A 26,766-nucleotide genomic window follows, 5' to 3' on the forward strand; every position below is an offset into this window, starting at 1 on the left:
GGGGGGGACCCGCAGGGAGGGGGGGTGCGGGTGGTCTTCCCGCGCGGGGCAGACAACACCCCCACCAGCACGTCGTCGCTGACGGTGTCGGCCACCATGACTGTCACCTGCGGGTCATCGGAGGGATCGTCGTCTACTACGAGGTCGATCTCGGGGCGTTTCCGCAGGTGTGTGCGAACTCCCGCTTCGGAGACGGGGTCTCCGGTAAGAACCGTGACCGTGGTCCGGGTGCTACTGGCGGGAGATCCGAATAGTTCTCATTGGTGGCCTTGCTTCAGTTGTGCCTTGGTTTGACGCTACAGCGATGAACCGTCAGGTCCGAGCGGCTGCCTTTCCCGCAGACAGACGATGGTCCCGGTTGTGGCGGCAGTGTGAAGTGCTTCCAGGGTGCGCACGTGCTCGGCGAGTGGCGTGTCATTCAGTTCGTCCAGCCCGAGAAGGGCATGCTGGTCGTGCTCAGGGCTCAGGCGGATCGGGAGTCCATCCGCGACGGTCCCTCCGTGGAAGAAGCAGTCGAGCACCGGACCGGTACCGCCAACATTGACGCGGTGGTCGAGCCGGTCAGCCTTGGGACCGAACTCATCTCGATGCCGGTCTCCTCGTGCATCTCCCGACATGCCGCTGTCAAGGATCTTCGCCGTGATCGAGCATCCCGCCCGGCAACCACCAGCTTCCGGCGCTCGGCTGTCCGGGGGCGTAGCGCAACATGAGCATCCGGCCCTGCTGGTCGAGGAGTACGACGCAGGACGCGATGAGTGCCTGGGGCTGGGTCTTGACCCACTCCTCGCGGGGCATCCAGGTCGTCTTGGCGGGCTCGCTCGGGGCGTCGGTTGATTCCGTCGCGCCGCTGGGCTTCTGGTTCAGCACAGGGGGACTCCTCTTTCTGTCCGGGTTCGCTCTGGAGCGAGCGCAAGAGACTTCGACCGCCGAAGAACAGGCCGAACTCCTCCCATAGGGGAGTTCGGCCTTTCTGCTGAGGGTCAGGTCCAGCCGTGTTCCGTCATTGCTCTGCCGTCGCCGTCCAGGTACCCGAGGAGCCCTTCCCTGGGGTATTCGATGATGTCTTCGGGTAGGTCGTGCACGGTGTGCCACTCCAGGGCCAGGCACTTGTCCGGTTCCCGGTTGACGGGCTCTCCGGTCCACTCGGTGGCCAGGAAGAAGAACCCGATGCGTTCGACGGTGTCGCTCTGCTTGTGGTGCACGACGTGCACCAGGCGCAGGTGTGCGGGGTCGACCGATACCCCGGTTTCCTCCATCAGCTCACGGGCGGCCCCGTCCGGCAGGGGCTCGCCCTGATCGAGCTTGCCGGACGGCAGGTGCCAGCGGCCGTATCCGTATGGGCCGCCGCGTTGGGAGAGCAGCAGCTTGTCGCCCGTGCGGAGGATGACGTGGGTATCGATGACGGGTTGTGCGAGTTGCGGTGTCATGGTCCCTGAGAGGTTGTTGACGGTGATGGGGCAGTCGACGCTACCGGCGGATCAGGGATCGCGTCGGCGATTGTGGCCGCAACCTCCGTGGGGGTGGCGGTGCCGGTGTTCACGACGAGTACCGGCACGTCGGCCGACCGGAGGGTCTGAGCGGTCTGGTCGTAGAGGATGACTTCGCGGCCGGGTGCGGTTGGGTCGCGGTGGAAGCGGTTGTTGGGGCCGCGCGCGGCTATCCGTTCGGCGATGAGGCCGGGGTCCGCGGTCAGGATGACTGCCAGGTCCGGCATCAGGACGTGCGCGTTCAGGTCGAGCAGGAACTTCAGCGGCACGCCGTCGAGCTGCTGCATGACGAGCGTCGAGGCGAGGTACCGGTCGGTGACCACGGTGTCGCCGGCGCTCAGCCACGGCTCGATCTCGTGCTCGACGTGTTCGTACCGATCCGCGGTAACGAGGCAGGCCAGGGCGTGCCCGCGGATGTGGCTGAAGTGTGCGCTGATGAAGCGACCGAGGTCGCTGGTGGTGGGTTCCAGGGTCTGGCGGACGACGATGTTCCGTCTGGCCAGTTCGTCGCGCAGGGCCTGGATGGTGGTGGACTTTCCGACGCCGCTGGGGCCGTCGAGCGTGATGAGCTGTCCGCGTCCCGGCGTCATGCCGCAGCCCCCTGAGCGTCCTGGTTGCGCTGGTGCTGCTCACGGGTGAGCGTGGCAAGGGCGGAGCGGACCTTGGCCAGGGGGACGTCACCGAACTGGATGCCGACGGAGAAGTTGAACTCGTCGCGCTGACGCATGGACTCGTCGGCGCCGTCTTCGGTGAGGTCGACATCGCCGTAGGCGAGGAGGTCGTCGGGGTGGTGGCCAGCGTCGGTGAGGGTCGTCCAGACAGGCGTTCCGGGGTAGGGGCGGAACTCGAACACACTCGCCCGTACGTCGCCGGGGTTGCTGTCGGCGATGGCCCAGAGGCTGCGGATGTGGCGGACGGTCGCCTCGATGTCGTCGTGGGACTCGCCGGGGAATCCGAGAATGAAGTACCCCTTCACGCCGATGCCGTGCTTGACCAGACGGCGGGCGACGCGTTCGGTCATCTCGGCGTCGATCCGTTTGTCCATCGCCTTGAGAATGCGGTCACTGCCGGACTCGATACCGAGCGCGACTTCGCGCAGCCCGTTCTGCACGAGGCGGTCGAGCTCGCGGTCGTCGAGCCGGTCCAGGACGTTGATGCGTCCGGTGGCATCCCACACGTAGCGCTCACCGATCCGGTGCCGGGTGAAGGCCTCCATCTGTTCCTCGATGACCCGGCGCAGGCCGAGGAAGAGGTCGTCGACGAACCGGAACGCGGTCACCCCGTACTCGTCGTGCAGCTCGTCCAGCTCGCCGATGATGTTTTCGGGGTTGCGCACCCGGATGGTGAGGTCGGGATTGGCGCTGACGGCGGCACCGCAGAACGTGCAGTTGTAGGGGCAGCCGCGGCTCCCGACGATGTTCGCTTCCATGTGGCCGCTACGGGCGGCCGCCTTCAGCAGGCCGGTGCCGCGGCTCACCGCGAGGCGCCGGTCCGTCTGCGTGGGCGCGGCCTGGTAGGGGTCCTGGGGCAGGAAGGCCCGGTTCACGTACGGGAGGCCGTTGATGTCCGGACCGAGCATCTGCGGATTGGGCTTGCCGACCGGGATGCCAGTGGCCCGGGTGCCGAGCAGCGGGTCGCGCCAGAGTACCCCGGGAAGTTCACGGCGGCGCTGCTCGTGCTCCAGCAGCGCGGCGACGCGTAGTTCTCCCTCACCAAGGACGAGGGCCCGCAGGTTGGCCATACGCGGGTCGGCCAGGACCCGGTCGGGCATGGCCTTGGCGTGGTGCCCGCCGACCATCAGGGCAACATCGGGGTCGAGGTTGGCCGCGATGCGCGCGGACATTTCGTAGGTGGGGGCGAGGAGGTTCATGGCCGCCCACCGGGGCCGTGCTGCGTTGACGAGTTCGGCGGTCTCGACTATGCCCAGCCCGTGCGCCTCGGCGTCGAGCACCCCTACGTTGAAGCCGGCCTTCTGTGCGTACGTGGCGATGTACGCCATGCCCAGTACCGGCAGGGTGTAGTCGTTGGTCCGCGGGCGCTGGTCGTAGTCGCGCAGCGGCGCGTTCACGAACAGCGCGTCGAGTGCGTGCGCCGGGTCAGCACCCGAGATGGGAGGTAACTGCTGCATCGATCCTCCAGGTCAGCGGGCATGGGAGCCCCAGGTGAGGGTGGAGAGGGTCAGGGTGTGCAGGGTGGTGCGGTCGGGGCCGGCCATGCCGGTCCACATCGGGCCGAACGCCTTGTCCTTCTTGTCCGGCCAGGGGTAGGCGGGCGCGATCTGCGCGGCCCAAGTACGCACGGCGAGGTCGTCGTGCGGGTAGACACTGAAGTCCCCGGTGACGTCGGCCGCGGCTGCCGCAGCAGTCCACGGGCCGATCCGGGGAACGCTCGTCAGGGCGGCTGCCAATTCGGGGGCGTCCATACAGAGCCAGTCGACGGCGTGCAGCTCGTAGTGCTGGGCGGCGGCCTGCAACACGCTGCGGTGGAACTTGGCTCCGACGGCTGCGAACTGTTCATCACCCAGCGCCAGCACCTGCATGGGCGTGGGAGCGACGGCAAGCTCACGGAAGGGGCTGGCGACAGTGGTTCCGTAGGTCTTGCACCAAGCCCGGTAGAGCTTGCGGGCCTGCCCGGCTCGCACGACCTGACGCAGGATCGCCGTGGTGATCGCGTCCCACAGCCACGGGTTGGCGAGTCGCCGCGTGAGACCGAGGTCATCGAGCCCCGCCTTGAGTTCGGTGGGGACGCTGCTGGGCAGGCAAGCGGGATCGGTGGTGACGAACGTCGGCTTCACGTCCTCGGTACCGTCCACGCAGTTCATGTGCAGGCCGTTTCGGTCCCACGACAGGACCCAGACCCCGGTGGCTGTGCGTACGGCTCGCGCGCGACCACTGGCCTCGGTCTCGATCCAGGCGGGGTGATCAGTCGTCAGGACGCTCATGGGGTGCTCCTCATCTTGTGCGGTTGTTGCGCCGTAGCCTCTCGCGTCACGTGGGTTCAGCGTGCGCGTCTACGGAAAGCGGAGCGGCATCACTCAATGCCCGGACCTCCGACTTACTCGCAACGCACCATTTCGACGGTGCCCGGGGTGCCGAGATCGATCATGGTTTTTGTGTTGGTGACGATGCCCACGGAGTGATGGCGGGCGTAGGCGGCGAGAGCAAGGGACAGTTTCGGCTCCGAGGCCGTGTGGCGCGCGATTGCGGTCAGGTAGTGCAGCAGCTCAGGTGTCAGTCGAGCACGACCCTGGAGCAGGCGGAGGCTGTCCGTTCCGTGCTCGGCGGCCAGTTGTGCGGCGTGGGCGGGGTCAGGTTTCTCGACCAGCCCCGCCATGGTGCGTTCCGGTCCGGTGCCGGCGCAGATGATCACCCCGTGGTTGCTGGCGGCCTGAAGGTTGAACGGTCCCGCGAGAACCGCCGGGGTGCGCGGGGAAGCGATGGCCATGAGTTCGGAGAGGGCCGTGTGGCTCGGGTCGACGTTGTCAGCAAAGGCGAGGCAGACATCCCCGGTGTGCAGGTGTTCGGCACCGTTGAGCGCGGAGGTGATGTCGGCGTAGCGGCCGTGCTGGGCAATGAAGTCCACCTGGATGCGTTCGGTGAGCGGGTACTGGCCGACCGGTTGGTGAGCCAGTTGCTGGTATCGGGCCAGGGCTCCGGGGGCGAGAACCTGGCGGGTCCAGTCGATGAGCGGGGCGTAGTACGGATGGTGAACCACCACGGCGCGATCGGCTCCGAGGGTGGCCGCCTCCTCCAGAACGTGAACTAGGCCGGGGCGTCCCTGGACCGGGCGTAGTTCCTTGGGCAGAAACGGTGACCAGCCTGCGACGCGGGTGCCGAGTCCTCCTGCAGCGATGACAACCGCGGTGGGACGCACATTCATTGGTGTTCCCCCTTGCCCGCGTGGGTGGGCGATACCGTCTGGGGATGCATACACGTGTGACCGGCATCGTCATCGAGGACAACGAGATCCTGCTCCTGGACCAGGACACGGATAGCACCACACGGTCGTGGAGCCTGCCGGGAGGCAAAGTTGAAGAGGGCGAGACTCTGGCCGAGGCCTTGGTCCGGGAGATGCGGGAAGAGACCGGCGTCGAGGTCGAGGTCGGGCGGTTGCTGTACCTGTGCGACAACGTCAAGGCTCATGTTGTTCACGTCACTTTCGAGGCTCGCCGTATCGGTGGGCAGATCGGGGCCGTCACCGAGGGCGCGGACACACGCCCGATCCGGCAGGTCGCGTTCGTCAAGCTCGACGACCTGCCCGCCCTGGGCTTCAACGAGACGTTCGTGAAGCTGTGTCAGGAGGACTTTCCTGGGGCCGGCTCGTACATGGGCCCCAAGTCCGCTATCGGCCTATGAACTGGCTGCGGCCCCGGTCAACGCGGTGACCAAACGGCGGTCCAGCTCGCCCAGTGAGCAGGTATGGCAACCAAGTTCGTCGATCCATCCGTTGATCAGGTGCGCCAGCTCCCACGCGCCGAGTCCGGTCGCCTGAGTGGTGTCGGGGTCGCGTACGAGGCGGACACCGACACCGCGCGAGGAGCCCAGCAGGTACCGGGATCGCATCGCTCCGATTGCCTCCCCGGTTCCAGGGGTGTTCCACGCCGCGCCGAACAGAAAGCGCTGCTCGGGCTCCGCCTCGCTCAGGGCGGGGCCATCACCGCACCAGATCTGAAGATTCCCGACCAAGTGGTGGACTTGCCCGGCGCCCCGGCCGGGTTCGACGACGGAGGATGCGTCGCCCACTGCGTAGTCGCAGTTGTATGCCGGCGGTGCGCCCACGGTGGCTTCCATCGCTTCGGCTCGTGTGGGCAGGCGCGCCCCAGACCATGCAGCCATGGCAGCTGCTCCCAGCCAGGTGACCCAGTATGCGGGGTGCGCCTCGAAGCCGGTGCTGATCAGCCAGCGTTGCCGCTTTGGGTCGAAGTGCAGTCGTCCGCCACGCTCGTGGGGCATCGGGCACAACAGGAGGTTCGTGCCGGACTGAGTGTTCGGCATCCCGGCCGTGTGTAGCATGGTGAGCAGGTCGGCCATTTCACCGTTGGTGACCAGCGTGTTGCGCCAGGACGTATGGGTCACCGGGCAGTAGGCGGGGAGCAGCACCTTCTGCACGACTGCTGTCGACGGTGTGGCGGGGCGACTGCGTGCGATTGGCTCGCACAGCTCGTACAGGTCGTCGCCGGCCAACCATTCGGCAGCAGTTGAGGTGACCTGCGGATCGAGCGTTTGCGCAGCGCGGATCAAGGTGGCGTTGGCGTGTTCGCTCACCAGTTCCGCCGTGCGACGGTCGAGTCCGGCGACGAGTTCGTTCTTGTGCCCGTTGGTCGCGAACGTGGCGTCCGCGGTCTCGAGGGTGGTGGGCCGCGGTCGTGGGCTGGCAGGCAGGGCGACGTCCAGACGGGCAGCGATCCGGGCCAGCGTCGCTGCAGGGTCCTTGACGTGCTCCTCGTACGAAACGATGGTGCGGTCGCGCCCAGCCAGCGCACGGGCCAGCAGCAACGCATTGACGGCGATGAGGCGCCCCAGCGCGATTGGCTCCTCGGGATCGTCCTGGGGCAGCAGAGGTTCGAACTCGCTGCGCCAGCGCGCAGTGTGGGCGGTACACGCCACCTGGGAGTACCGCTCGCCGTACCGCCAGCGCTTCCACAGGCGGCTGCGGGCAAAACTGGAGGCTATGCCGACCGGAGCGCGCGTGAGGACCAGAACCGGAGAGTATGGCAGGAGCGTCAGCACGGTATCCGTGGAGAAGAAGAGGTTGGTCTCCTTGACCAGGTGTCGCGGATGCCCATAGAGATCGCTGAGTGCACAGGCCAGCTGATGCCGCTCCAGATCCCCGAGCCATGCGCCACCGGTCAAGTCGAGCGGGACTCGGTCGCGCGGGGACATCGGATGCTTCCTGCTGAGCTGCTGTCGGAACGGCTCGTTGTGCTGGGGCATCTCTCCACGTAACGAGTCGGACAGCCAATTCGACCCCACGCGCTCGAAGATCCCCAGAGCCAGCACCGGCGCTGTCGAGAGCGCCAGACCCTTTCCTTCGTCCTGTCCGTGGAGCGCAGCCACCCGCGCCGCAATGTCCTTAAGACCAGCTGTGAGCATTCATTCTCCAGGAGACTCGAAGTTCCGTTCTGAGCTACTTGGGCTTGATGGACGCTGCGGTGATGATGAAGGCGATGGCCGTCAGGAAGACTGCTGCCTGGCGTGCGCGACGGGACATGGGCCCTCCAGGACATTCAGGCAATCGAGTCGAGCGTCGCGAGGTCGTCCAGGTCGACGACCGTGAAGTCCTGCAAGCAGCGGACGAGCTGTGAGGCCAAAAACCAACGCAGCTCTGACGTTCGGTAGGGAATGGGCGTGTCGTTCCCGGCCAGTGCCTGGATCCCGTCACGGGTCCACTGGTAGGGCGTGCCGATGACCCCGTAGAGAGGGGCGCTGCGCACCATCAGGGTGGTGTAGCCCTTCTGAAGGTGCGGACACTGCTCAACTGCGACGCGCAGGTGCGCCAGGCAGACCGGGGGCTGCGCGGTGCGGAGGATGTCCCCAGGCCGTGGAACGCCCTTGGTGGCGCGTGCCAGGAACGGGTAGCCCTCCGGTGTTCTGGTAGGGCCTGCGCAGATCTGACAGTGAAGCCGTGTCATCGTCTCGCGCTGCCTCGCGGGGTGGATCAGCCGCCACTGAGGCCGCCCGGACGGCACCCCGTCCAGACCGATCAGCTGCGAGCACCGGCCCCACAGCACACCCCGCGGATCGCGGTCCTCTTGCGTCTCGTCCCAGTAGCCCAGGGCTGACCGGCCGGCACTGTCGAAGGTAGCGCGCAGGGCCAGGATCGATTCGGGCTCCTCGCCTTCGCGGGCTGTGATGTACGGGACCACGCGACTCGCGGTGCTCATGCGGCTGCTCCTGCCAGGGCGACGGGGCGGCGCGGGGGAATGATCCTGCCGTCGGGCAGCAATTCACCAGTGTCGTCAAAGAGCAATACGCCGTTGCAAAGCAAGGCCCAACCCAAAACGTCGTCTCGTGCCACGGTCCTGGCCGCCTCGCGATCCGACGCGCCCGCGCTGGGGCAGGGAGTCTTGTGCTGGCACATGTGCGTCGCATTCCTCTCGGACGTGCTGCTGTGGGGGCCCTCTCCGGCTGAACCTACGAACCGCGGGGGAGCGGAGTTGGATCGCCGGAGAGGGAGTTCTCGGGGAGGAACTGTTGGGCAGGCCGGGCGCCCTCGTTTGGAGTGGGAGAGGGCGACCGGGGCTCACACCCGTGATCGGCGGGGGAGTGTGAGCCAGTCCTCCGTTTGTGCTGTTCCGCCGATCGGCGCCCGGCCTGTGGTGGGCGGGGCGATCAAGGCTGGAACCGGAGGACCCCGATGGGTGGTCATCTCCGGGGAGCGGGATGCAGCTCCGCGGAGATGACCGGCTTGTGGTGTGGTGCGGTTGGGGCGCCACAGGTCAGGGAGGCGACGCCACAGGAGCGACGAGATCTTGCTCCGCGATCTCGTCCAGCAAGGCGCTGCCGGCATTTGCCATCCGGATGAGCGCCGCCCGCGGCCGGGAGGAGAGGTCACACCGGCATTTGCGACCGCGCCGGGTACATCGGCATGATTCGCGCAACGGGTGAGGTAGCCGCATTTCTGTCCGCACTCTGCTCACTGCAGCGGCCAGGCGGGTCCCCGGGCTCGGCAGTTTGGGAAGGCCCTCGATTCCCTCAACGAGTTCCCCGAGTGATACTCGCATCTGCAGGCTGAGGGCCTGGACTTTCTTGTCGGTGAGAAGTGCGCCTTCGTCGATGACGGTGTTCAAGATGTCGCACATGCGGTCGACGGCCGCCTCGTCCACGGTCACCCGCAGCGTCTTCAAGCGGTCAAGTAGGCGGCCCAGAGTTTCGGTGCTGGAGTCGAACACAATCATGCTGGCACCAGCCTCGGTTCCATCCGTGCGCGGACGGCCTTGCCCTCGTCGCACAGGAACCAGCTGAGCTCACCGCCAAGCCGACGGAGCGTCCAGAGGCCGCGCCCCTCGTGGCCGGCTGCGGCTTGCTCGAAGTCCCGGAACTGCGGGATCGGATCACGTACGTCGATAGTCAGCTCGTGGTCCTCAGTGACGGCGAGTCTGAGCTGCACCTGTCGGTCCTGTGCCGTCGGGCCCGGGTCGGCGTGGATCCTCGCGTTGTTAACGAGGATTCCCACGACGGTCGTTGCGCCCTCCACATTCCCCGCCCACTTGAACATCGTGAGCAGCGTCCGCGTGTGCAGACGGGCCAACTGAGACGCCGGGGGTAAGAGATCAAACGTCCTCGACCACTCCACGGCGACCGGAAAATTCCCCGTGAGGGAAGAGACCGGCGTCGCCGGCTCGGCGTGTCTCGGATGCACGACTCTCACTCCTGACCTCGGGATGGGTTCGGATCAGCGCACTCAGTAGTGGTGGTGGGCGATCAGAGTCCTCCCGGCCGGGGTGGCTTCGCCATGGCCTGCGGGTGGCTTCTCGGGATACTTCTGGGCGACAGACGTGGCCTCGGGGTAGCTTCTAAGTGCCTTTTGCACACGACCTGTTGTCTTGTCGACGGCGCGCGGTATCCCCTTCTCATGAGGGTTCCGCCGAAGACTGGTTGAGGACGACGCTCAGAGACCTGGGGGCCGAAGTGGTCAAGCCGAGGACGCTACTCAAAGTCCTGATTGATCAGCGCAGGTGGACGTGGACGATCTTCGAGGTCGAGTTCGCGAAGGCCGCGGACAAGGTGATCGGCCGAGGGCCGAATAACCCCACGGTCGGCGAGACGCAATTCCGCCGGTGGACGAGTGGCCAGCTCAAGGGGCTCCCCAGCTCCGATGTCTGCCGGGTGCTGGAAGAGATGTTCCATGTCGAGGCGTCAAAACTCTTCGCGCCTCCGCCTGAGTCGACGGACCCCGATGTACCGACGTTCGACCTGGAAGACGAGATCGCAATGACCGCACGTGAAGCACAGGACGATGCTGGCGCCGCTGCCGCATCCTCCGTCTCAGAACTGACCGTCGACCAACTGCGTGACGACGTGCACGCGCTGGCCAGAAACTATGGCAGCTTGGCGGCTCGCGATGTCTGGCGGGAAGCCAAGGATCTGCGGGAGGAGGTGCAGAACAAACGCGACCTCACCGCCGTCCCCGCCCAGCAGCAGGCACTGCTGATTCTCGCGGGCGAGGCATCCGCGCTGCTGGCTACCGCTGCGTTTGACCTGGGCTCTCTGGACGCCGCCAAGCGCCTGGCGCGCACGGCTGCGCTGTACGGGGAGACCGCGCGGTACGAGCCGCTACGTGCCTATGCGGCAGGCAGCCTGGCTTACATCGCCTACTACTCCGGCGATCTGTCCCTGGCCCCTGTCCACGCCCGACACGCACTCACCTATGGAGGTCTTGGAGACGTAGCGGCGCGGCGTCTCCACTCGATCGAGGCTCGAGCCCATGGGCACCTTGGAGACGCTGCGGCAGCCCGACGCGCACTGAGAATGTCGGAAGAGGTGGACACCGACGCTACAGACGACCTGCACGACACCGTTGGCGGCGAGTTCGGTTTCACCGACGACCGGTTGGCCATGTCGAATGCCTCGACCGCGTTGCTCCTGGGCGACGGGCGCACCGCAGAAGCGTCAGCCCTGCGCGCACTTGAACTTGCAGCGGCCAGGCCGCCTAAGCACCGTTCCCCCGTCGTTTTCGGAAAGGCATCGGCCGACCTCGCTATGGCCCGGCTGATGACGAATGATCTGGACGGGGCAGCAGAGGCCCTTGAGACGATGCTGTCGATCACCAGCAAGCATCGGGGGACCGGGCTCGTGACCAGGGCCATGAGCCTGCGGCGTGCACTCACCCAGCAGCACCTGCAGGGGACGCCCCTCGCCGCCGATCTCGGCGAGCGGCTGGAGGAGTTCACCCGCCTTCCAGGCCAGCATCAGCTCCTCCCCCCGTACGAAATGCCGGCGCTGAACGCCTGATCAGAGCGAAGCGATAATCTTCTCCTCTTTCTTAGGGTTGATCCCGTGTTCCGCCCACCGCGGGTGGTCCACGGGGCGGCCGTCGTTCTGCAGCCAATTCCAGGTGTCGCGAACGGTCTCGTGCAACGGTCGGCAGCGGAGTCCTGCGGCAACGGCCCGGCTCGAATCCACTGACCAGACACCGCCGTGGGTGCGCCACAGGGGGAGTTCGGTCCACTGCTTCACGCCGTTTTCGATGAGGACCGCGGGGTCCACCCATACGGGGCGCCCGGCTCCGCCCGTGACTTCCAGGCATGCGCCCAGAAAGTCATCGAACGTGATGCCGTCCGGGTGCGCGACGTTGTAGCTCCCAGATTCGAATTCGCCGGCGGCCTGGTCCAGAGCGAACGCAGCAACGTCGCGAACATCCACGGGCTGGATCAGCCGCTGGGCCGGCGCTGGCGCGACAAAGGGGCCTCCCTGGTGCGCACGGCGCAGCCACCACGGAAGGCGTCCCACGTACTCGCCGGGGCCGAGGATCACGCCAGGGCGGAGGAACACGGCTCGGTCGGCGAACGACTCGGTCACGGCGCGCTCGCCGCCCGCTTTCTGGAAGCCATACATCGTCGGGCTGCCGTCCTCGCCGGTAAAGCCGTAGTTCTCATCCGCATCCGCCGGGCACTCCAGCAACTCGGAGTCGTCCGTCAAGTGGCGGTGGGGCCATCCCTGGTAGACAGACACAGTGGAGACGTGAACCCAGCGGGCAGCGCAGTCCTTCAATGTGGAGGCCGTCAGCAGCACATCCCGTGGCGGCAGGTCGGAACTCGATGTGTCGATGACTGCATCCCATGGGCCGTGCGCTGCGAGTCTCTGCACGTCTTCGATGACGGTTCGGTCCCCATGAACAGGCTTGACCCCGGGCACGTCCTTCCCGGAGCGGCCCCGGTTGAAGGTTGTAACGTCCCACCCTTTGGTCAGGGCGGCTTCGGCGATATGCCTGCCCAGGAACCAGGTACCACCCATCACGAGGAGTCTCATGCTCAGAGATCTTGCCCGGTGGACGCCGCTGAACGAAAGAGAAACTCTCATTTTGCAGATCCTGCACACGCTGGTGAGGGGCGGCTCCCAGATCGGCGGATGGTCAGGGAGCGCGCCAGGACCTCGGACGATCGACGATGCGCCATGAGTCCAGGCGCAGGGCCCGGATGTCGTTGATCAGTTCGCGCTATGGCTCGTACGTGGTGTCGACGGGTTCGCCGGAGGCCTGTAGGTAGGCGATGGCGATGCCGTACCCGTAAGCCTCGTTGTCAGCGGGGAGGGGGTGCAGCAATGCGCATTCCTCCAGGAACACAGCGGCCCGCCAGAAGGCATCCGGGTCTGCCTGATCCAGGCGTGGGGTGTTCACCCGGTGACGGGCCGCCATGCCGACGAGTACGGACAAGTCGTTGACGGTGAAGTCGGTGCGGAGGATGTCTTCCTGGCGGGCCAGGAGCCATCGGTAGTCGGTGAGCGGTTCCACAGGTTCAGGCTGCCTGCGGGATCTCGTGCGCGGCCTCTGGAGGGGGCCGGCCAGCACCGCGCTGCTCGTGCTAGACCCCGTCATTGCCCCTGGCCACGTCAACCTGAGGTTGGAAAAGAGTGATCGGCCGTCCGGAGTCTCACCGACACGGGCGATGGCCTGGGCGCGGGACGAGATGCGTTGATCACCGGTTTCGGGTCGGTCGACGGTGAATTGCACGATCACTGAGAACCGGCAAACTGCGGCCGGACACCGAGCTTCCGGTCGCAGACCGGAAGCAGGATGCAACTCACGACGTGTAGACGTACTTCGGCTTCCAGCGTCTGCGGCATCTCGTGATCGGGTTACTCTCTCGGGCCTCGTGATCTCAGGGGGAAGCCCGCGCCTCTTGCGCCGGCGCATTCGCCCACGGCAGACACGAAAGAGCCTCAAAGGGCTGGATCGTCCTTCAGGATCATGTCAACGTACAACATCACCGAAACACCAGGTCAGCACACGGGTGGGACCGGACTCTCCAGCACTGCAGAGGCGACCCGTCCTCCCGCGCACGCGCCGACCCCCTTTGCCGCACTGCCCCCCGAGGCTCAACCCGAGGAGTCCATCTGTCCAACGCCTGTCCCTGCTCGTTGCGCTTCGCGCCGCCGATCCCGGCATGTTGAGCGGGTCATCGGCGTTTGCAAGTACGTCGGGGCCCACAACCCTGAAAGACTCACCGATGAAGTCCTTCTTGTCCTGGTGACGGACGGGGCGACACCGGTCCACCGCTCGGGCTGGCTGTACTCCTGCTACGAGCCCAGCGGGCGTACCAGTGGCGGTGCACCCTCGCGGCGGTGCGAAATGTAGCCGACGATCCCCGGTTAGCGAAACCGGGGATTCTCCGGATCGTTGATGTCGTCCGCACTGGCTGCTTGGCGGTGGATCGATGCGGACGACCGTTTTGTGAGTTCGTGCCGACTCTGGGCGCAGCGTCAGTTGGCCCACCAACCCGAAAGCAGTACCGCATGGCTCGTCCCCCCGCCCTCAAACTCTCCGAGGTTCTCGCGGAAGTCCGTATGAGTCCGTCAGCCTTCTATCGCCTACGTGCCCGGAACCAGGCACCCCGCATGATCAAACTTCCGAACGGCGAGCTCCGTTGCCGTCGGTCCGACCTGGATGCCTGGTGGCAGGCGTGCGAAAGGGATACGCCTGAATGGCGATGAGTTACAAGGTCCGCTTCTGGGACATCCGCGAGCGGCCCCAGCGTCGCAAGCCGTTCGAGGTCCGTTGGACGGTCAACGGCCGTGAACGGTCGGAGTCCTTCATTACCAAGGGGCTGGCCGAGAGCCGGCGCGCGAAGCTCATGACGGCTGCCCGTGAAGGGGAGGCGTTCGACGAGCAGACCGGTCTGCCGGCTTCCGAGATCCGCGACATCAGGCAGCGCACCACCTGGTACGACCTGGCCCATGCCTACATCAACGAGCGATGGGACCGAACGCCGGGCAACACCCGCCGTACTCTCGCTGATGCACTCGCCACCATCACGCCCGCGCTGGTGCGGCCCGAAGCCCGCTACTCGGAGCCGAGGGTTCTCAGGCGCGCGCTGTATTCATGGGCGTTCAACAAGCGAGCCTGGGAGAGCGAGCCGTCCGCCGAATGGCAGCGTGCCCTCGACTGGATGCAGCGGCACTCCCTGCCCGTCGGTGAGCTGATGGAACCAGACGTCGTGCGAAGGGCGTTGGACGCGCTTGGTCGTAAGATCGACGGCAAGTCCGCCGCGGCGAAGACCGCCCTGCGGAAACGATCGGTCTTCAGCGAGGTCCTCGGAGCCGCCGTCGACAAGGGGTACTTCGCGGAGAACCCGCTCGCCAGGGTCAAGTGGCAGGCTCCTGGGGTGAGCGAGGAAGTGGATCCGGCCTGCGTGCCGAACCCCAACCAGGTTGCTCGCTTGCTGAGCGTTGTAGGGAAACTACAGGGACGCGGCCCGCACCTTGAGGCGTTTTTCGGCTGCATGTACTACGCGGCCATGCGTCCGGCGGAGGTCATCCACCTGCAGATCTCACAGTGCCATCTGCCGAAGACCGGCTGGGGCATGCTCAACCTGAATGGAGGTGTCGTCACGGCAGGCAAGGAGTGGACGAACGATGGCTCGGTCCACGAAGTGCACTCCTTGAAGCGGCGAGCCGTCAAGGCGACGCGTCCCGTGCCGATACCGCCGTCGTTCGTGCGCACGCTGCGAGATCACGTCGATCGCTTCGGTGCGGCGCCCGATGGTCGAGTGTTCCGCAATGCGGCTGACGGATACGTCGATGCAGCGGCCTACGGCAAGACGTGGGAGCGGGCCCGTAAGAAGGCCCTGGCTCCCAATGAGCAGTCGACAGTGCTCGCCAAGAGGCCCTACGACCTCCGGCACGCCGGGATTTCGTTCTGGCTGCACTCCGGCGTGGACCCTGCCGAATGTGCGCGCCGGGCAGGCCAGAGCATCCAAGTGCTCTTCCAGTACTACGCCAAGTTCCTGGATGGTCTGCAGGAGCATTCCAACCGGCTCATCGAGGAGTCGATGCAGGAGTGGAGTCGGCGCAGTGAGGACGGCAGTCCTACGGGCTGATCCGCAATCTGGCCCGTGTATGGCCCGGAACTGCTGGTCAGGACTGGGATACGGGCGGGAGAAACTGGGAGAAGGGGCGTATTTCGACGCCACTCTGATTGGAGTACCGGGCGCTCCCAGAAGGCGCTTGATCTGGGTAAAGCCCCAGGTCAGGCGCCTTCTTTCGTGCCGTTAGAAGAATCCCAGCTTCTTCGGCGAGTAGCTCACCAGTAGATTCTTCGTCTGCTGGTAGTGCTCCAGCATCATCTTGTGGTTCTCGCGGCCGATCCCCGACTGCTTGTAGCCGCCGAAGGCGGCATGGGCCGGGTACGCGTGGTAGCAGTTCGTCCAGACCCTGCCTGCCTGGATGGCACGGCCTGCCCGGTACGCGGTGTTGATGTCGCGGGTCCATACGCCCGCCCCGAGGCCGTACAGCGTGTCGTTCGCCGTTCCGATCGCGTCGTCGAAGTCGGAGAAGGACGTGACCGCCACGACCGGGCCGAAGATCTCCTCCTGGAAGACTCGCATCCGGTTGTCGCCCTCGAAGATGGTCGGCTGGACGTAGTAGCCACCCGCCAGCTCCCCGTCGTACTCGATCCTCTGACCGCCCGTGAGGACCTTCGCTCCCTCCTGCTGGCCGATGTCCAGGTACGAAAGGATCTTCTGCAACTGGTCGTTGGAGGCCTGGGCGCCGATCATCGTGTTCGTGTCCAGCGGGTGTCCGGGCACGATCTTTTCGGTGCGGGCGATGCCCGCCTCCAGGAATTCGCTGTAGTGCCCGCGCTGGATCAGTGCGCGCGACGGACAGGTGCAGACCTCGCCCTGGTTGAGGGCGAACATGGTGAAGCCCTCAAGGGCCTTGTCGCGGAATTCGTCGTCCGCGTTCCACACGTCGTCGAAGAAGATGTTCGGCGACTTGCCGCCCAGTTCGAGCGTCACCGGCTTGATGTTCTCGGACGCGTACTGCATGATCAGCCGCCCCGTGGTGGTCTCACCGGTGAAGGCGATCTTCGCGACACGGGGGCTGGAGGCGAGAGGTTTGCCGGCCTCCGCGCCGAAGCCGTTGACGATGTTGACGACGCCGGGCGGAAGGAGGTCGGCCACCAGCTTCAGCCATACGTGGATGGAGGCCGGGGTCTGTTCGGCCGGTTTGAGGACCACCGCGTTGCCCGCCGCGAGCGCCGGGGCCAGTTTCCAGGTCGCCATCAGGATGGGGAAGTTCCACGGAATGATCTGCGCGACAACGCCCAGCGGCTCGTGGAAGTGGTACGCGATCGTATCGTCGTCGATCTCGCTGAGCGATCCCTCCTGAGCGCGCAGCGCACCGGCGAAGTAGCGGAAGTGGTCGATGGCCAGGGGGATGTCGGCGGCCAGGGTTTCGCGTACCGGCTTGCCGTTGTCCCAGCTTTCGGCGACCGCCAGTTCCTGCAGGTGCGCCTCCATCCGGTCGGCGATCCTGTTGAGGACCGAGGCGCGGTCGCCTACCGCGGTGGCTCCCCATGCGGGGGCCGCGGCGTGTGCCGCGTCCAGGGCCCGTTCGACGTCCTCGGCGCTGCCGCGGGCGATCTCGGTGAAGGGGCGGCCGTTGACGGGGCTGGGGTTCTCGAAGTACTGGCCACGGGCGGGCGGGACGTACGCGCCGCCGATCCAGTGGTCGTAGCGGGACTCGTACGAGACGATGGCGCCCTCGGTGCCCGGCGCAGCGTAACGGGTCATCTCTGTGGCCTCCCGGATCCGGTGCCGCCCGCCGTTGGACGGCCCTCGGCGTGAGGGTAGGCAGCACGACGTTGCAACCCCGTTGCGAGGGCGGCGGGGAGCAGCTACCGCTGCTCGGCGTCCAGCGCCCGGGCCCTGGCGAGGAGCGCGGGCCGCTGTCCCGCGGGTACGGCCGCGGCGAACGCCTGCCAGACCGGGAGATCGTCCTCGCCCCATGGGCTGTACGCCCAGTCGGCCAGCAGCCCCGGGTCACCGCGAGCGATGAGCGCTGCCCGCAGCTGCTCGTCGAGTCGGCGCCGCAGACGGATCACAGATGGTGCCTGCGAGCCCGGCAGCAGCGGACCCGCGTAGGCGCTGAGTGCCGCTGCCACCGCTCCGGACGCCAGTCTTCGCGCCACCGTGTCGAAATCGGCGTCGACCGGCGCGGAAAGACGGTAGGGGCGGGAAAGGAGGAGTTCGGGGCCGAGCAGTCGCCGCAGTCGCGAGAGTTCGGCCCGCAGCGTTACCGGGGTCACCGACTCGTCCTCGTACAGCTCGACAAGGAGTTCGTCGCCGCCGAGGCCCTCGGGGTGGCGGGCCAGCGTCACCAGGATCTCGCTGTGCCGCCTGCTGAGCGGGATCTTGCGACCTCCCGCGACGAGCAGGGCCTCGTCCCGGCCGAGCGCACTGAGCTGTACGGTCTCCCCGGCCGGCGAGGGCGCGAGGAGTGCCAGCTGCGACTCGGCGGCGCGTGCCACCGCCTGCACGAACGCCAGGCTGTGCGGATGCGCGAGCCGGTCCCCACCGGTGATGTCCACGGCGCCCAGGACCCGTCCCGTGTGCGGGTCGTGGAGCGGCGCCGCCGCGCACGTCCACTGCTGGACCGGCCGCAGGAAGTGCTCGGCGGCGAAGACCTGCACCGGCCGGTCGACGGCGATGGCAGTGCCCGGCGCGTTCGTCCCGGCCACGGACTCGGCCCAGCGGGCGCCCTCCACGAAGTTCATCCGGCCCGCGGCCCGTCGGGTCAACGCGTGTCCTTCGACCCACAGCAGTCTGCCGTGCGCGTCGCACACCGCGAGAAGATGTTCGCCGTCCGTCGCATACGCGCTCATCAGCTCGCGGATCAGCGGCATGGCGGGGGCCAGGGGGTGGCCGTCCCGGTACGGCCCGAGGTCGTCCGCGCCCAGCTCGACCAGGGCCGTACCGTCCGGGCTGACCCGGGCCCGGGCCGAGCGCCGCCACGACTCGCCGACCACCGGACGCACCGGCCGCTCCAGCCGTCCGGCCGTGGTGAACACCTCGTGTGCGTACCGCAGTTGGCCGAGCCGTTCACCGGGGTCCGTATCGGCTGCCAGGGCCACCCAGGGATCCGTCAACTCACCCTCCCGTTCAGGGGCGTCGTGCACACCCCATCGTGGCCGCAGTCGACGTCTGCGACAACCATGGTGCGGAGAGCAATCGGACGCGGCGGCGAAGGGGCGTCAGCCGGCTGAGTAGAGATTTACGAGACGGATGTAGCGCACCCAGTCCCAGTTCGGGCCGGGATCGGTGTGGTCGGTGCCCGGGACCTGGGCATGGCCGAGGATGTGCGCACGGTCCTTGGGGATGCTGTAACGGTCGCAGACCGAGGCGGTCAGCAGCGCCGACCTCTCGTACATGGCGTTGGTGAAGTACGCGGGCTGGTCCACCCAGCCCTCGTGCTCGATGCCGATGCTGCGCGTGTTGTAGTCCCAGTTGCCCGCATGCCAGGCGATGTTCTGCTCCCGGACGCACTGGGCGACATAGCCGTCCGCCGAGCGCACCACATAGTGCGCGGAGACCTGTTTCGCCGGATTCTGGAAGATCCCGATCGTGTTCGGAAACGTCTCCTGGGTGACATGGATGATCACGTACTGGATGGGATAGGCCGAAGGGCGGGTCGACGCGGTGTAGTTGGACGTGGACGCGGGTGTCCAGTGGGCGAGCGGATAGTCGGTGTCGCCTGCCGCCGTGGAAGCCGCGGCGCGGGCGGAGGCCGGGATCAGCGCGGCGGCCGCCGTCGCGGCGGCGCCCTGAAGGATCCTTCTGCGGTGCATGAACACTCCAGTGGGGGAAGGTGGTCAGGGGCTGGACAGCAGTGTCGCAGTCTCCCGCAGATGACGGTGGAGTCCGCGATGGGGATCGCCTGCGGGCAGCCACTTTTTGCGGATCTTCGCCACACAGGTGTAGTTGGTGTCGCACACATTGGCCAACGGCGCCTCACCGGCCTGGCTGACCAGCTGATAGGCATCGAGTTCGGACAGGCCGTAATCGCGCGCCAGCCACTGCACCAGGTCCAACTGCGAGATACGGAAGGCGTCTTCGAGCGGACGGGCGGAGCCGGTCGACATCAGATGAGTGTCGGACTCGATCCGCGGCCACGGTGTCGTGACACCCTTCAGCAGCTCGACCAGCACCACCGTGTTCATCGCGCACTCCACGGCGACCCCGCAGGTCTCGCCCTCGCCCTGACGGGCATGACCGTCCCCGAGGCTCAGCAGTGCACCCTCGACGTTGACGCCCAGATAACAGGTGACGCCCGCCCTCATCTCGGGTGTGTCCATGTTCCCGCCGTGCGCGTCGGGAACCAGCGCGGAGCGTACCTCCAGATTGGCCGGCGCCACCCCGACCGTGCCGTGCATCGGATCCATCGGCAGCTCCACCTGGATGTCACTGTCCCGGGCGCTGAACAGACAGGTGCGGCGCGCCCGGTCGAGCTGCCACATCCACACCACCTCGGGCAGCGGAGCCTGCAGTGACGCCGTGGTGTGCGTGGAGGTGAGCGCCCCGAAAAGAGGCACGGTAGTCGAGGCGGCCCAGTCCCTGGCCGGTTCGACGGACACGAAATGCACCGCGACGGTGTCGCCGGGCTCCGCACCCACCACATGGAAGGGGCCGGTCTGCGGGTTGAGGAAGGGGAATTCGCAGACCTCGGAGACCAGGTCCTTCTCGGAGCGCACCCGGCCGGCGAAGCAGTCCTCCGTGTACACATCGAGGAACGTCCCCGGCTCGATACGGGCGACCGGCGCCGCTCCGCCGAAGGTCCAGGCGTACTCGCCCTCCTTGGGGCGGACGGTCAGGATTCGGGGGTCGTTCATCGCTGCACTGCTCCTGTCTCGGGTTCCCCGGCCGGCTCCGGGGCGTCGTCAAGATGGATCCGTCCGGTCTGTGCCACCCGCTCCGGATGTCTGCGCAGCAGCACCGCCAGTACAACGATCCCGATCAGCATCCAGACACCGACGACCGGGCCGGCGTACGAGGCGGGCGCACTCAGCTCGGAGACGAAGTCGAAGGCCGGAATCCCGGCGGCCGTCAGCAGCGCGGGGACGAACGCCGCGATGCCGAGTCCCGGGAAGAGCAGATGGAGCACGGGGTTGAACGCGTCGCACCGCCGGCGCAGGAAGTACCCGGCGCAGGCCAGATTCACGACGATGTACACACCGGTGATCACCGTCACGATCACGGTTGCCAGCAGCACGAACGCGGTCACCGGGTCGTAGGCGAAACCCAGCCCGAGCGCCGCGCCGACCGCGATCAGGAACTGCACGGCCACTCCGGTGACGGGGGAGCGGCGCCGTGGATGAAGCCGCGCGAAGGCCTGCGGGAACACCCCGATGCGGCCGAGGGCGAACGCCGTCCGGGTCGACACACTGGCGCACGCATTGGCGTTGGCCACGGTCGAGTTGACCACCGCGAGGAAGAGCAGCACCCAGAACAGCCCGAACGAGGCGCGAGCCACGCCTTCCCACGACGCCGCGCCCGAAGCGCCGAATCCGGCGAACCTGTCGGGCCCGAAGTACACGGACATCGCATAGGTGGTGAGGACGTACACCAGGCCGATGGAGAGTGCCGCGCCGAGCACCGCACGCCGCATCGTGCGCCGCGGGTTCTTCGTCTCCTCGGCGAGTGGCGCCGCGGCCTCGAAGCCCGCGAAGGCCAGCACGGTGTAGACCGAACCGGCGAAAATACCGCTGATGCCGCCGAAGCCGTCCGCGGTGTGCGAAGTGCCGAACACCGACAGGGTGTTGCCCGAGCCTGCGTGCCCGATGAGCAGTACGGCGAAGGCGACGAAGACGAGCACCTCGAAGATGCCGAGCACGGTTCCGAACCGGGCGGAGGCCCGTACTCCGAAATACCCGGCGAGCGCGATGATCACCGCGCCCAGCAGCGACCACGGCCACCACAGGTCCGCCGGGTAGGACGACCACTCCTGGTGCAGGGTGCCCGCCGTGGTGAAGCCGAGCTGAAGAAGCAACAGCGCGGGCACCAGCGCTTCGACGAAGACATAGCCCCACCCGACGAGAAAGCCGATGGCCGGATGCAGCCCCTGCGCCGAGTAGGTGGCTACCGAACCGGCAGCCGGCAGATGGCGCGCCAGCTCCGCGACGCACGACGCGGTGAACAGGCAGGCAACCAGTGCCACCACCACGGACAGCGGCAGACTGCCGCCCGCGAACGCGGCTCCGGCCGGAATGGACGCGGCGATGGCGGCGGCCGGCGCCATCGCCGTGATGCTCTGGAAGAGGACTTCGCGCAGCCCGATGGCATCGCGTAACAGACCGCTGCTCGAATCCCCCGACACCCCGTGGCTCCCTTTGTCCGATGACCGGAAGGTGTTCGCCGATGTACGGCCGAGCGTCTCGCGCGCCCTACCGTACGGGCGTCGCGTGAGTGGCGGAAGATGGCAGGAGGCCGAATCCGGGTGTGTGCGCGGGGTAAGCCGCCGGATCACGGACGCGGACGACCCCGGCACAGGGCCCGGGTTGCCGAGAGAAACCGGGTGCGGGGATGGCGAGCGGGGAACGCGGGCTCAACGACCGGGAGAGCCTGGACGGTGTCGCCGCCGTCGGCGCCGACCGCCGGCCGTCGGGCTCGACAGGCTGCGGGGAGGCTCCAGGAGGGGCGTCTTCGAGCAGGGCGAGCGGCAGGCCGACGGCAGGATGACGGCGGACAACACGCTTGGCCATGAGGCATCCTGAGGGGCAAACAGCCCGTGCGGCCACCAGGCTCCGACCTCTCCCTCGATACACAGTCACATCGAATTGAACGCAAGGGCGGAACGTGACGACGGGCGGGGGCCGGACGTCCTGCCCGGCCCCCGCCCGTTCGCCGCCGATCGGCCCCGATGATGACCTCAGTCGTCCGACACGCTTGAGCCTGCCAGCGCCGCCGCCGGATCGTCATCCGCCGGACCTGCCGGAACCCAGCGCCCGCTCTCCTTGCGGTACGGCCACCAGCGCCCGTCCCGCCCGTACCGCAGCTGTACACCGTCTTCGACAGCTGTCCAGCGATTGCCCGCCCACCGCAGCCAGGGCTGCTCTCCCTCCTCCCACGCCTCGGCGAGCCGGGCCCGGGCCCTGGCCAGAGACTCCGGATCCGGCGTCCAGTCCTGATCCAGCACGGTGAGCGCAGCCGCCCCGCCGTACTGCCAGGCACGCACCGCCGCGTCGAGTTCGGCTCGCGGCCGCCCCGATCCGGCTGCCAGCCGCGTCGCGATCCAGGGTTCGGGCCGGGTGTTCGCGACCAGCCGCACGGCATCCTGCTGCGGGGTCAGACCGGTCGGCAGCGGATGCTGTTCATGGCCGGGGGAGAGAGCGTCCGCCAGCATCCGGTGGGCGCGCGCCGCACTGTCCGTCGCCAGCAACTCCAGTACCGCCGGATCGACGCCGGATTGCGGTTGGGTCTCCGTGTCCAGCGACGGCGCAGGACCGGGCTCCGCGGGCAGCGGCGGGGGAGCGGGCAGCGGGGGCAGGATGTCGCGCGAGGCGAACGCCTCGTCCGCCCGTACGCCGCGGTCCTTCGCCTTGGTGCCGACGGCATCGTGCCCGTCGGAGAGGGCGGCAGGGCCGGACGGCCCGTGCCCCTTGGCGCGGGCCGCGATGCGCACCTGGAGTTCGTCCAGGAGCCGCCTCTTGCCGCGCCCGCGCATGAGCAGCAGGACGAACGGATCCTGATCCAGGAGCCGCGCCACCTGGTAGCACAGGGCAGCGGTGTGCGGGCAGTGGTCCCACGCTTCGCAGGTGCACTCCGGGTCCAGATCGCCGATCCCCGGCAGCAGTTCCACACCTGCCGCCGCAGCGTCCTCCACCAGGTGCGGCGGCATCTCGCGGTCGAGAAGCGCCGCAATGTGCCCCGCTCTGTCGACGGCCATGTCCAGGAACCGTTCCCACTCCGCCTCGTTCAGCTCCTGGAGGAGCACATCACTTCGGTACGTGGACGAGTCCCGGTCCCGGACGACCGCGGTGATCCGGCCGGGCCGCACGGAAACCGCACCGACCCGGCCCTCGCGGGCGAACCTCCGCCCCTTCTTGAGCTGTTCGCCGTCCAACGCGGTGTCCTCCAGAGCCTTCAGCCACGCCCGGCCCCACCAGGACTCCGCGAAGCCGCGGCCATGCGCGGGCGGCAGCGCGGCGAAGGTACGTTCCTGTACCGGCGCCGGGGCATCGCTCCCGTCGCCTTCGTAACCTTCACGGTCGTATCTCCCGCTGTCGTACTCGTCGCTCATCGCGTGCCCCCTCGCAGCTCTACCAGATCGGCCAGTTCCGCATCCGTCAGTTCGGTCAGTGCCGCCTCGCCCGAGCCGAGCACCGCGTCCGCCAGCCCCTGCTTGCGGGCCAGCATGTCGGCGATCCGGTCCTCGATGGTGCCCTCCGCGATCAGCCGGTGCACCTGTACCGGCTGGGTCTGCCCGATCCGGTACGCGCGGTCAGTGGCCTGTGCCTCCACCGCCGGGTTCCACCACCGGTCGAAGTGCACGACATGGCCCGCCCGGGTGAGATTGAGTCCGGTGCCCGCCGCCTTCAGTGAGAGCAGGAAGACCGGGGCCTCGCCCGCCTGGAAGCGGTTCACCATCGCCTCCCGCTCCGCGACCGGTGTACCGCCGTGCAGGAACTGCGTGCGCACCCCGCGCGCCGCCAGATGCTGTTCGAGCAGCCGGGCCATCTGCACGTACTGGGTGAACACGAGCACACTCGCGTCCTCCGTCAGGATCGTGTCGAGCAACTCGTCCAGCAGCTCCACCTTTCCCGAGCGGTCCTCGGTCCGAGGCTCCTTCTCCTTGAGGTACTGCGCCGGATGGTTGCAGATCTGCTTCAGGGCCGTCAGCAGCTTCACGACAAGGCCGCGCCGGGCGAAGCCGTCGGCGCCGGAGATCGCGGCCAGCGTCTCCCGCACCACCGCTTCGTACAGCCCCGTCTGTTCCGCCGTCAGGGACACCGTGCGGTCGGTCTCGGTCTTCGGCGGCAGCTCGGGGGCGATGCCCGGATCCGATTTGCGACGTCGCAGCAGGAACGGCCGCACCAGCGCGGCGAGCCGCTCGGCCGCCGCCGGGTCGCCACCCTCCGCGGTGCGCGCATAGCGGGTGCGGAAGGTGCCGAGCCGGCCCAGCAGGCCGGGCGTCGTCCAGTCGAGGATCGCCCACAGCTCGGACAGGTTGTTCTCCACAGGGGTGCCGGTGAGCGCTACACGTGCCTGTGCGCCGATTGTCCGCAGCTGCTTGGCCGTTGCCGAGTACGGGTTCTTGACGTGCTGCGCCTCGTCAGCGACCACCATGCCCCACCGGATTTCCGCGAGCTTCGCCGCGTCCAGCCGCATCGTGCCGTACGTGGTGAGGACGAACTCTCCGTCCACCAGGTCGGCCAGGCTGCGCGATCCGCCGTGGAAGCGGCGTACCGGCGTACCGGGCGCGAACTTCTCGATCTCCCGCTGCCAGTTCCCCATGAGCGAGGTCGGGCAGACCACGAGCGTCGGCCCTGCGGCCGATTCGATGCTCTGACGGTGCAGATGCAGAGCGATGAGTGTGATGGTCTTGCCGAGCCCCATGTCGTCGGCGAGACATCCACCGAGGCCGAGCGAAGTCATGGTGTGCAGCCAGTTCAGGCCGCGCAGCTGGTAGTCGCGCAGTGTGGCGGTGAGCGCAGGGGGCTGACCGACCGTCTGCTGCCCACCCTGCTGCCCGCCGGACTCCGGGTCGGCCAACCGGCGGCGCAGTTGCTCCAGCCAGCCGGTGGCCCGGACGCCGACCCGACGGCCGTCGACCTCGGTGGAACCGGTCAGTACGGCTCCGAGCGCATCGATCGGAGTGACCTTGCGGTCCTGGGTCTCGCGGGCGCGCTGTGCCTCCTCGGGGTCGATCAGCACCCACTGGTCGCGCAGCCGCACCACCGGCCTGTTGGCCTCGGCCAGGCGGTCCAGCTCGGCGCGGCTGAGCTTCTGGTCGCCCAGCGCGAACCACCAGTTGAACGTCAGCAGCGCATCGGCCGACAGGAGCGGCGGCGTGTCCGAGCCGGTGCGGACGAACCCCTGGTGTTCCTGACTGTCCCCGTCGTCGGGCGGACCGATCACCGCACGTGCGGTGAGCTTGCGGGCCAGAGCCCTGGGCCAGTGGACCTGGACCCCGGTCGCGGCGAGTGCCCGTCCGGCGGGACCGAGGAGTTCGCCCAGCTCTTCGTCGGCCGGTTCGATGGAGTCGGGCACTGCGGCCGACAACAGCGGAGTCAGTGGTGGCCAGGCACGGGCGGCTCGGCGCAGCGCCAGAAGGACATCCATCCGGGCCCGGGGGCCGAAGGCGGCAGCGGTCGGCGCGGACCCCGCCCAGACCTCGGCGGCATCGGCCACCAGCGCCGGATCGCTGACGCTGTGGATCTGCAGAACAGCACGGAAGGACGGCCCGGCGGTCGTCTCGTCGTCCTCGCCCGGGGCTGTCAGCCCGGACACCTCCACCCGCAGCGAGAGCCGGACGCCCGCATCGTGCCCGGCCGCGACATCGGTGGCCCAGGCCCGTTGACCGGGCAGATGCTGTGGTGCGTCGACGGCGAACGCCGGGCCGCCGGTGGCGAAGGCCGCGGCGGGGGTGCGTGGCAGGCCGTCCGCCACCGCGTCGAGGAACGCGCGCAGCAGCAGCTCGGGATCGGGCAGCAGCACGGGCTGCGCGGTTGCGTCGAGCGGCACCGCGTGGGCCAGCGGCGGCATCGAGGCCGCGAGCGTACGGATCCGCGACTGATCGTCGGCGGTCAGCGGCCCGGCCCGCCAGGCATCGTGATCCGTCGCACTCAGCCCTGGCAACAGCAAGCCACGGGCGGCGAGTTGCAGAGCGAGGAGCGCGGCGGCACCCCAGAACGCGGCGGCGCCGGAGGCATGCGCCGAGGCCCGTGCCCGCGTCAGCACGGGCAACGCGTCCCGGACCGGAAGCAGCAGCGCCGGTACGGCGTACGTTCGCGCGTCGGCGCCGACGACGGTCAGCTCCTCGACGGAACCGGGACCATCGGGCGGACTGCTGCCGTCCGGACGCCAGAAGGCGATACGGCCGGCACGGGAGGGATCCGCGGGCAGGAAGACCACGGAGCAGCTGGAGAGTGCGGAGATCTCGGAGAGCGTTGCCGCAGGGAGCCTGTGCACAGCGATGCCGAATTCCTCAAATTTGACTAGTTGGGTCGGGTCGCCGAGGGTACTCCACCGATGCGCACCCCCGTGAGCGGAATCGCTGTGATCTATCCCACTTTCGGATGGCTCGGCCGCCCCGCTCGGCCGCCGGGCACGACTGCGCGTCGCGCC

24 protein-coding genes are annotated in these 26,766 nt (G+C 67.8%); 4 read left to right on the top strand and 20 right to left on the bottom strand.

The window, feature by feature from the left end:
- Positions 1–624: 624 nt before the first annotated feature.
- The 6 genes from ACZ7IB_RS35530 to ACZ7IB_RS35555 form a co-directional block, all read right to left on the bottom strand.
- Positions 625–867, bottom strand: a complete 243-nt coding sequence (locus tag ACZ7IB_RS35530) for an NUDIX hydrolase (RefSeq protein ID WP_470918342.1) — start codon at positions 865–867, stop codon at positions 625–627.
- Between the two features lie 113 nt (positions 868–980).
- The gene (locus ACZ7IB_RS35535; protein ID WP_189279000.1) at positions 981–1,427 is read right to left on the bottom strand and encodes an NUDIX hydrolase; all 447 of its coding nucleotides are present in this window, start codon (positions 1,425–1,427) and stop codon (positions 981–983) included.
- The gene (gene tmk / locus ACZ7IB_RS35540) at positions 1,424–2,077 is read right to left on the bottom strand and encodes a dTMP kinase (protein WP_470918344.1); all 654 of its coding nucleotides are present in this window, start codon (positions 2,075–2,077) and stop codon (positions 1,424–1,426) included. The genes ACZ7IB_RS35535 and tmk overlap by 4 nt, the downstream gene beginning before the upstream one ends.
- The gene (locus tag ACZ7IB_RS35545; RefSeq protein ID WP_470918345.1) at positions 2,074–3,615 is read right to left on the bottom strand and encodes a B12-binding domain-containing radical SAM protein; all 1,542 of its coding nucleotides are present in this window, start codon (positions 3,613–3,615) and stop codon (positions 2,074–2,076) included. The genes tmk and ACZ7IB_RS35545 overlap by 4 nt, the downstream gene beginning before the upstream one ends.
- A 12-nt stretch (positions 3,616–3,627) precedes the next feature.
- Positions 3,628–4,428 (bottom strand): DNA glycosylase family protein, encoded by an 801-nt coding sequence (locus ACZ7IB_RS35550; RefSeq protein ID WP_470918347.1) that lies wholly within the window; start codon positions 4,426–4,428, stop codon positions 3,628–3,630.
- 113 nt (positions 4,429–4,541) lie between these two features.
- Positions 4,542–5,366, bottom strand: a complete 825-nt coding sequence (locus ACZ7IB_RS35555) for a sugar phosphate nucleotidyltransferase (RefSeq protein ID WP_470918349.1) — start codon at positions 5,364–5,366, stop codon at positions 4,542–4,544.
- A 44-nt stretch (positions 5,367–5,410) separates the two neighbouring features.
- On the opposite strand from ACZ7IB_RS35555, the gene ACZ7IB_RS35560 reads away from it, so the two are divergent.
- On the top strand, positions 5,411–5,842 hold the full coding sequence (locus tag ACZ7IB_RS35560; protein WP_470918351.1) for an NUDIX hydrolase: 432 nt from the start codon (positions 5,411–5,413) through the stop codon (positions 5,840–5,842).
- Here the strand turns inward: ACZ7IB_RS35560 and ACZ7IB_RS35565 are convergent.
- The 5 genes from ACZ7IB_RS35565 to ACZ7IB_RS35585 all read right to left on the bottom strand — a co-directional run bounded on the left by ACZ7IB_RS35565 (position 5,837) and on the right by ACZ7IB_RS35585 (position 9,848).
- Entirely contained in the window at positions 5,837–7,369 is a 1,533-nt protein-coding gene (locus tag ACZ7IB_RS35565; protein ID WP_470918353.1) for an SUMF1/EgtB/PvdO family nonheme iron enzyme, read from the bottom strand. The genes ACZ7IB_RS35560 and ACZ7IB_RS35565 overlap by 6 nt on opposite strands.
- A 344-nt stretch (positions 7,370–7,713) precedes the next feature.
- On the bottom strand, positions 7,714–8,370 hold the full coding sequence (locus ACZ7IB_RS35570) for a hypothetical protein (RefSeq protein WP_470918355.1): 657 nt from the start codon (positions 8,368–8,370) through the stop codon (positions 7,714–7,716).
- Complete coding sequence (locus ACZ7IB_RS35575) at positions 8,367–8,567, bottom strand: DUF5999 family protein (RefSeq protein ID WP_470918357.1); 201 nt, start codon at positions 8,565–8,567, stop codon at positions 8,367–8,369. Before ACZ7IB_RS35575 ends, ACZ7IB_RS35570 begins: the two co-directional genes overlap by 4 nt.
- A gap of 358 nt (positions 8,568–8,925) precedes the next feature.
- Positions 8,926–9,384, bottom strand: a complete 459-nt coding sequence (locus ACZ7IB_RS35580; protein WP_470918359.1) for a hypothetical protein — start codon at positions 9,382–9,384, stop codon at positions 8,926–8,928.
- The gene (locus ACZ7IB_RS35585; RefSeq protein ID WP_470918361.1) at positions 9,381–9,848 is read right to left on the bottom strand and encodes an ATP-binding protein; all 468 of its coding nucleotides are present in this window, start codon (positions 9,846–9,848) and stop codon (positions 9,381–9,383) included. Before ACZ7IB_RS35585 ends, ACZ7IB_RS35580 begins: the two co-directional genes overlap by 4 nt.
- A gap of 236 nt (positions 9,849–10,084) precedes the next feature.
- Between ACZ7IB_RS35585 and ACZ7IB_RS35590 the strand changes: the two genes are divergently transcribed.
- Complete coding sequence (locus tag ACZ7IB_RS35590) at positions 10,085–11,440, top strand: DNA-binding protein (RefSeq protein WP_470918362.1); 1,356 nt, start codon at positions 10,085–10,087, stop codon at positions 11,438–11,440.
- Here the strand turns inward: ACZ7IB_RS35590 and ACZ7IB_RS35595 are convergent, their stop codons facing one another.
- On the bottom strand, positions 11,441–12,457 hold the full coding sequence (locus tag ACZ7IB_RS35595; RefSeq protein ID WP_470918364.1) for an NAD-dependent epimerase/dehydratase family protein: 1,017 nt from the start codon (positions 12,455–12,457) through the stop codon (positions 11,441–11,443).
- Between the two features lie 187 nt (positions 12,458–12,644).
- Complete coding sequence (locus ACZ7IB_RS35600; protein WP_470918365.1) at positions 12,645–12,938, bottom strand: toxin Doc; 294 nt, start codon at positions 12,936–12,938, stop codon at positions 12,645–12,647.
- A gap of 1,001 nt (positions 12,939–13,939) precedes the next feature.
- Here ACZ7IB_RS35600 and ACZ7IB_RS35605 point away from each other — a divergent pair.
- Both ACZ7IB_RS35605 and ACZ7IB_RS35610 read left to right on the top strand, forming a co-directional pair.
- Positions 13,940–14,137, top strand: coding sequence for a helix-turn-helix transcriptional regulator (locus ACZ7IB_RS35605; RefSeq protein ID WP_351082864.1), 198 nt, complete (start codon positions 13,940–13,942; stop codon positions 14,135–14,137).
- Entirely contained in the window at positions 14,128–15,522 is a 1,395-nt protein-coding gene (locus ACZ7IB_RS35610) for a site-specific integrase (RefSeq protein WP_470918367.1), read from the top strand. Before ACZ7IB_RS35605 ends, ACZ7IB_RS35610 begins: the two co-directional genes overlap by 10 nt.
- Before the next feature lie 171 nt (positions 15,523–15,693).
- On the opposite strand, the gene exaC is transcribed toward ACZ7IB_RS35610, so the two are convergent.
- From exaC to ACZ7IB_RS35645, 7 genes are all read right to left on the bottom strand, one after another.
- Positions 15,694–17,217: an acetaldehyde dehydrogenase ExaC gene (exaC, locus tag ACZ7IB_RS35615; RefSeq protein ID WP_470918369.1), complete on the bottom strand. Its 1,524-nt coding sequence runs from the start codon at positions 17,215–17,217 to the stop codon at positions 15,694–15,696.
- Between the two features lie 104 nt (positions 17,218–17,321).
- Positions 17,322–18,572 (bottom strand): winged helix-turn-helix domain-containing protein, encoded by a 1,251-nt coding sequence (locus ACZ7IB_RS35620; protein WP_470918371.1) that lies wholly within the window; start codon positions 18,570–18,572, stop codon positions 17,322–17,324.
- Between the two features lie 105 nt (positions 18,573–18,677).
- Positions 18,678–19,271: an N-acetylmuramoyl-L-alanine amidase gene (locus tag ACZ7IB_RS35625; protein ID WP_470918373.1), complete on the bottom strand. Its 594-nt coding sequence runs from the start codon at positions 19,269–19,271 to the stop codon at positions 18,678–18,680.
- A 24-nt stretch (positions 19,272–19,295) separates the two neighbouring features.
- Positions 19,296–20,312 carry an acetamidase/formamidase family protein gene (locus ACZ7IB_RS35630; protein ID WP_399434777.1) on the bottom strand — a complete coding sequence of 339 codons (1,017 nt, stop codon included), beginning with the start codon at positions 20,310–20,312 and terminating at the stop codon, positions 19,296–19,298.
- Positions 20,309–21,796: an APC family permease gene (locus tag ACZ7IB_RS35635; RefSeq protein ID WP_470918375.1), complete on the bottom strand. Its 1,488-nt coding sequence runs from the start codon at positions 21,794–21,796 to the stop codon at positions 20,309–20,311. The genes ACZ7IB_RS35630 and ACZ7IB_RS35635 overlap by 4 nt, the downstream gene beginning before the upstream one ends.
- Positions 21,797–22,348: 552 nt before the next feature.
- Positions 22,349–23,719, bottom strand: coding sequence for an SWIM zinc finger family protein (locus ACZ7IB_RS35640; protein WP_470918376.1), 1,371 nt, complete (start codon positions 23,717–23,719; stop codon positions 22,349–22,351).
- Positions 23,716–26,610 (bottom strand): DEAD/DEAH box helicase, encoded by a 2,895-nt coding sequence (locus ACZ7IB_RS35645; protein WP_470918378.1) that lies wholly within the window; start codon positions 26,608–26,610, stop codon positions 23,716–23,718. Before ACZ7IB_RS35645 ends, ACZ7IB_RS35640 begins: the two co-directional genes overlap by 4 nt.
- Positions 26,611–26,766 lie beyond the last annotated feature (156 nt).

This window comes from Streptomyces sp. NPDC037301, from assembly GCF_055602785.1.

Bases quoted from the DNA above. Each gene is read 5' to 3' on its own strand.
- ACZ7IB_RS35580 (WP_470918359.1), bottom strand. From the start codon at position 9,384: ATGATTGTGTTCGACTCCAGCACCGAAACTCTGGGCCGCCTACTTGAC.
- ACZ7IB_RS35555 (WP_470918349.1), bottom strand. From the start codon at position 5,366: ATGAATGTGCGTCCCACCGCGGTTGTCATCGCTGCAGGAGGACTCGGC.
- exaC (WP_470918369.1), bottom strand. From the start codon at position 17,217: ATGACCCGTTACGCTGCGCCGGGCACCGAGGGCGCCATCGTCTCGTAC.
- ACZ7IB_RS35560 (WP_470918351.1), top strand. From the start codon at position 5,411: ATGCATACACGTGTGACCGGCATCGTCATCGAGGACAACGAGATCCTG.
- ACZ7IB_RS35640 (WP_470918376.1), bottom strand. From the start codon at position 23,719: ATGAGCGACGAGTACGACAGCGGGAGATACGACCGTGAAGGTTACGAA.
- ACZ7IB_RS35550 (WP_470918347.1), bottom strand. From the start codon at position 4,428: ATGAGCGTCCTGACGACTGATCACCCCGCCTGGATCGAGACCGAGGCC.
- ACZ7IB_RS35545 (WP_470918345.1), bottom strand. From the start codon at position 3,615: ATGCAGCAGTTACCTCCCATCTCGGGTGCTGACCCGGCGCACGCACTC.
- ACZ7IB_RS35605 (WP_351082864.1), top strand. From the start codon at position 13,940: ATGGCTCGTCCCCCCGCCCTCAAACTCTCCGAGGTTCTCGCGGAAGTC.
- ACZ7IB_RS35625 (WP_470918373.1), bottom strand. From the start codon at position 19,271: ATGCACCGCAGAAGGATCCTTCAGGGCGCCGCCGCGACGGCGGCCGCC.
- ACZ7IB_RS35595 (WP_470918364.1), bottom strand. From the start codon at position 12,457: ATGAGACTCCTCGTGATGGGTGGTACCTGGTTCCTGGGCAGGCATATC.
- ACZ7IB_RS35575 (WP_470918357.1), bottom strand. From the start codon at position 8,567: ATGTGCCAGCACAAGACTCCCTGCCCCAGCGCGGGCGCGTCGGATCGC.
- ACZ7IB_RS35535 (WP_189279000.1), bottom strand. From the start codon at position 1,427: ATGACACCGCAACTCGCACAACCCGTCATCGATACCCACGTCATCCTC.
- ACZ7IB_RS35570 (WP_470918355.1), bottom strand. From the start codon at position 8,370: ATGAGCACCGCGAGTCGCGTGGTCCCGTACATCACAGCCCGCGAAGGC.
- ACZ7IB_RS35565 (WP_470918353.1), bottom strand. From the start codon at position 7,369: ATGTCCCCGCGCGACCGAGTCCCGCTCGACTTGACCGGTGGCGCATGG.
- ACZ7IB_RS35610 (WP_470918367.1), top strand. From the start codon at position 14,128: ATGGCGATGAGTTACAAGGTCCGCTTCTGGGACATCCGCGAGCGGCCC.
- tmk (WP_470918344.1), bottom strand. From the start codon at position 2,077: ATGACGCCGGGACGCGGACAGCTCATCACGCTCGACGGCCCCAGCGGC.
- ACZ7IB_RS35630 (WP_399434777.1), bottom strand. From the start codon at position 20,312: ATGAACGACCCCCGAATCCTGACCGTCCGCCCCAAGGAGGGCGAGTAC.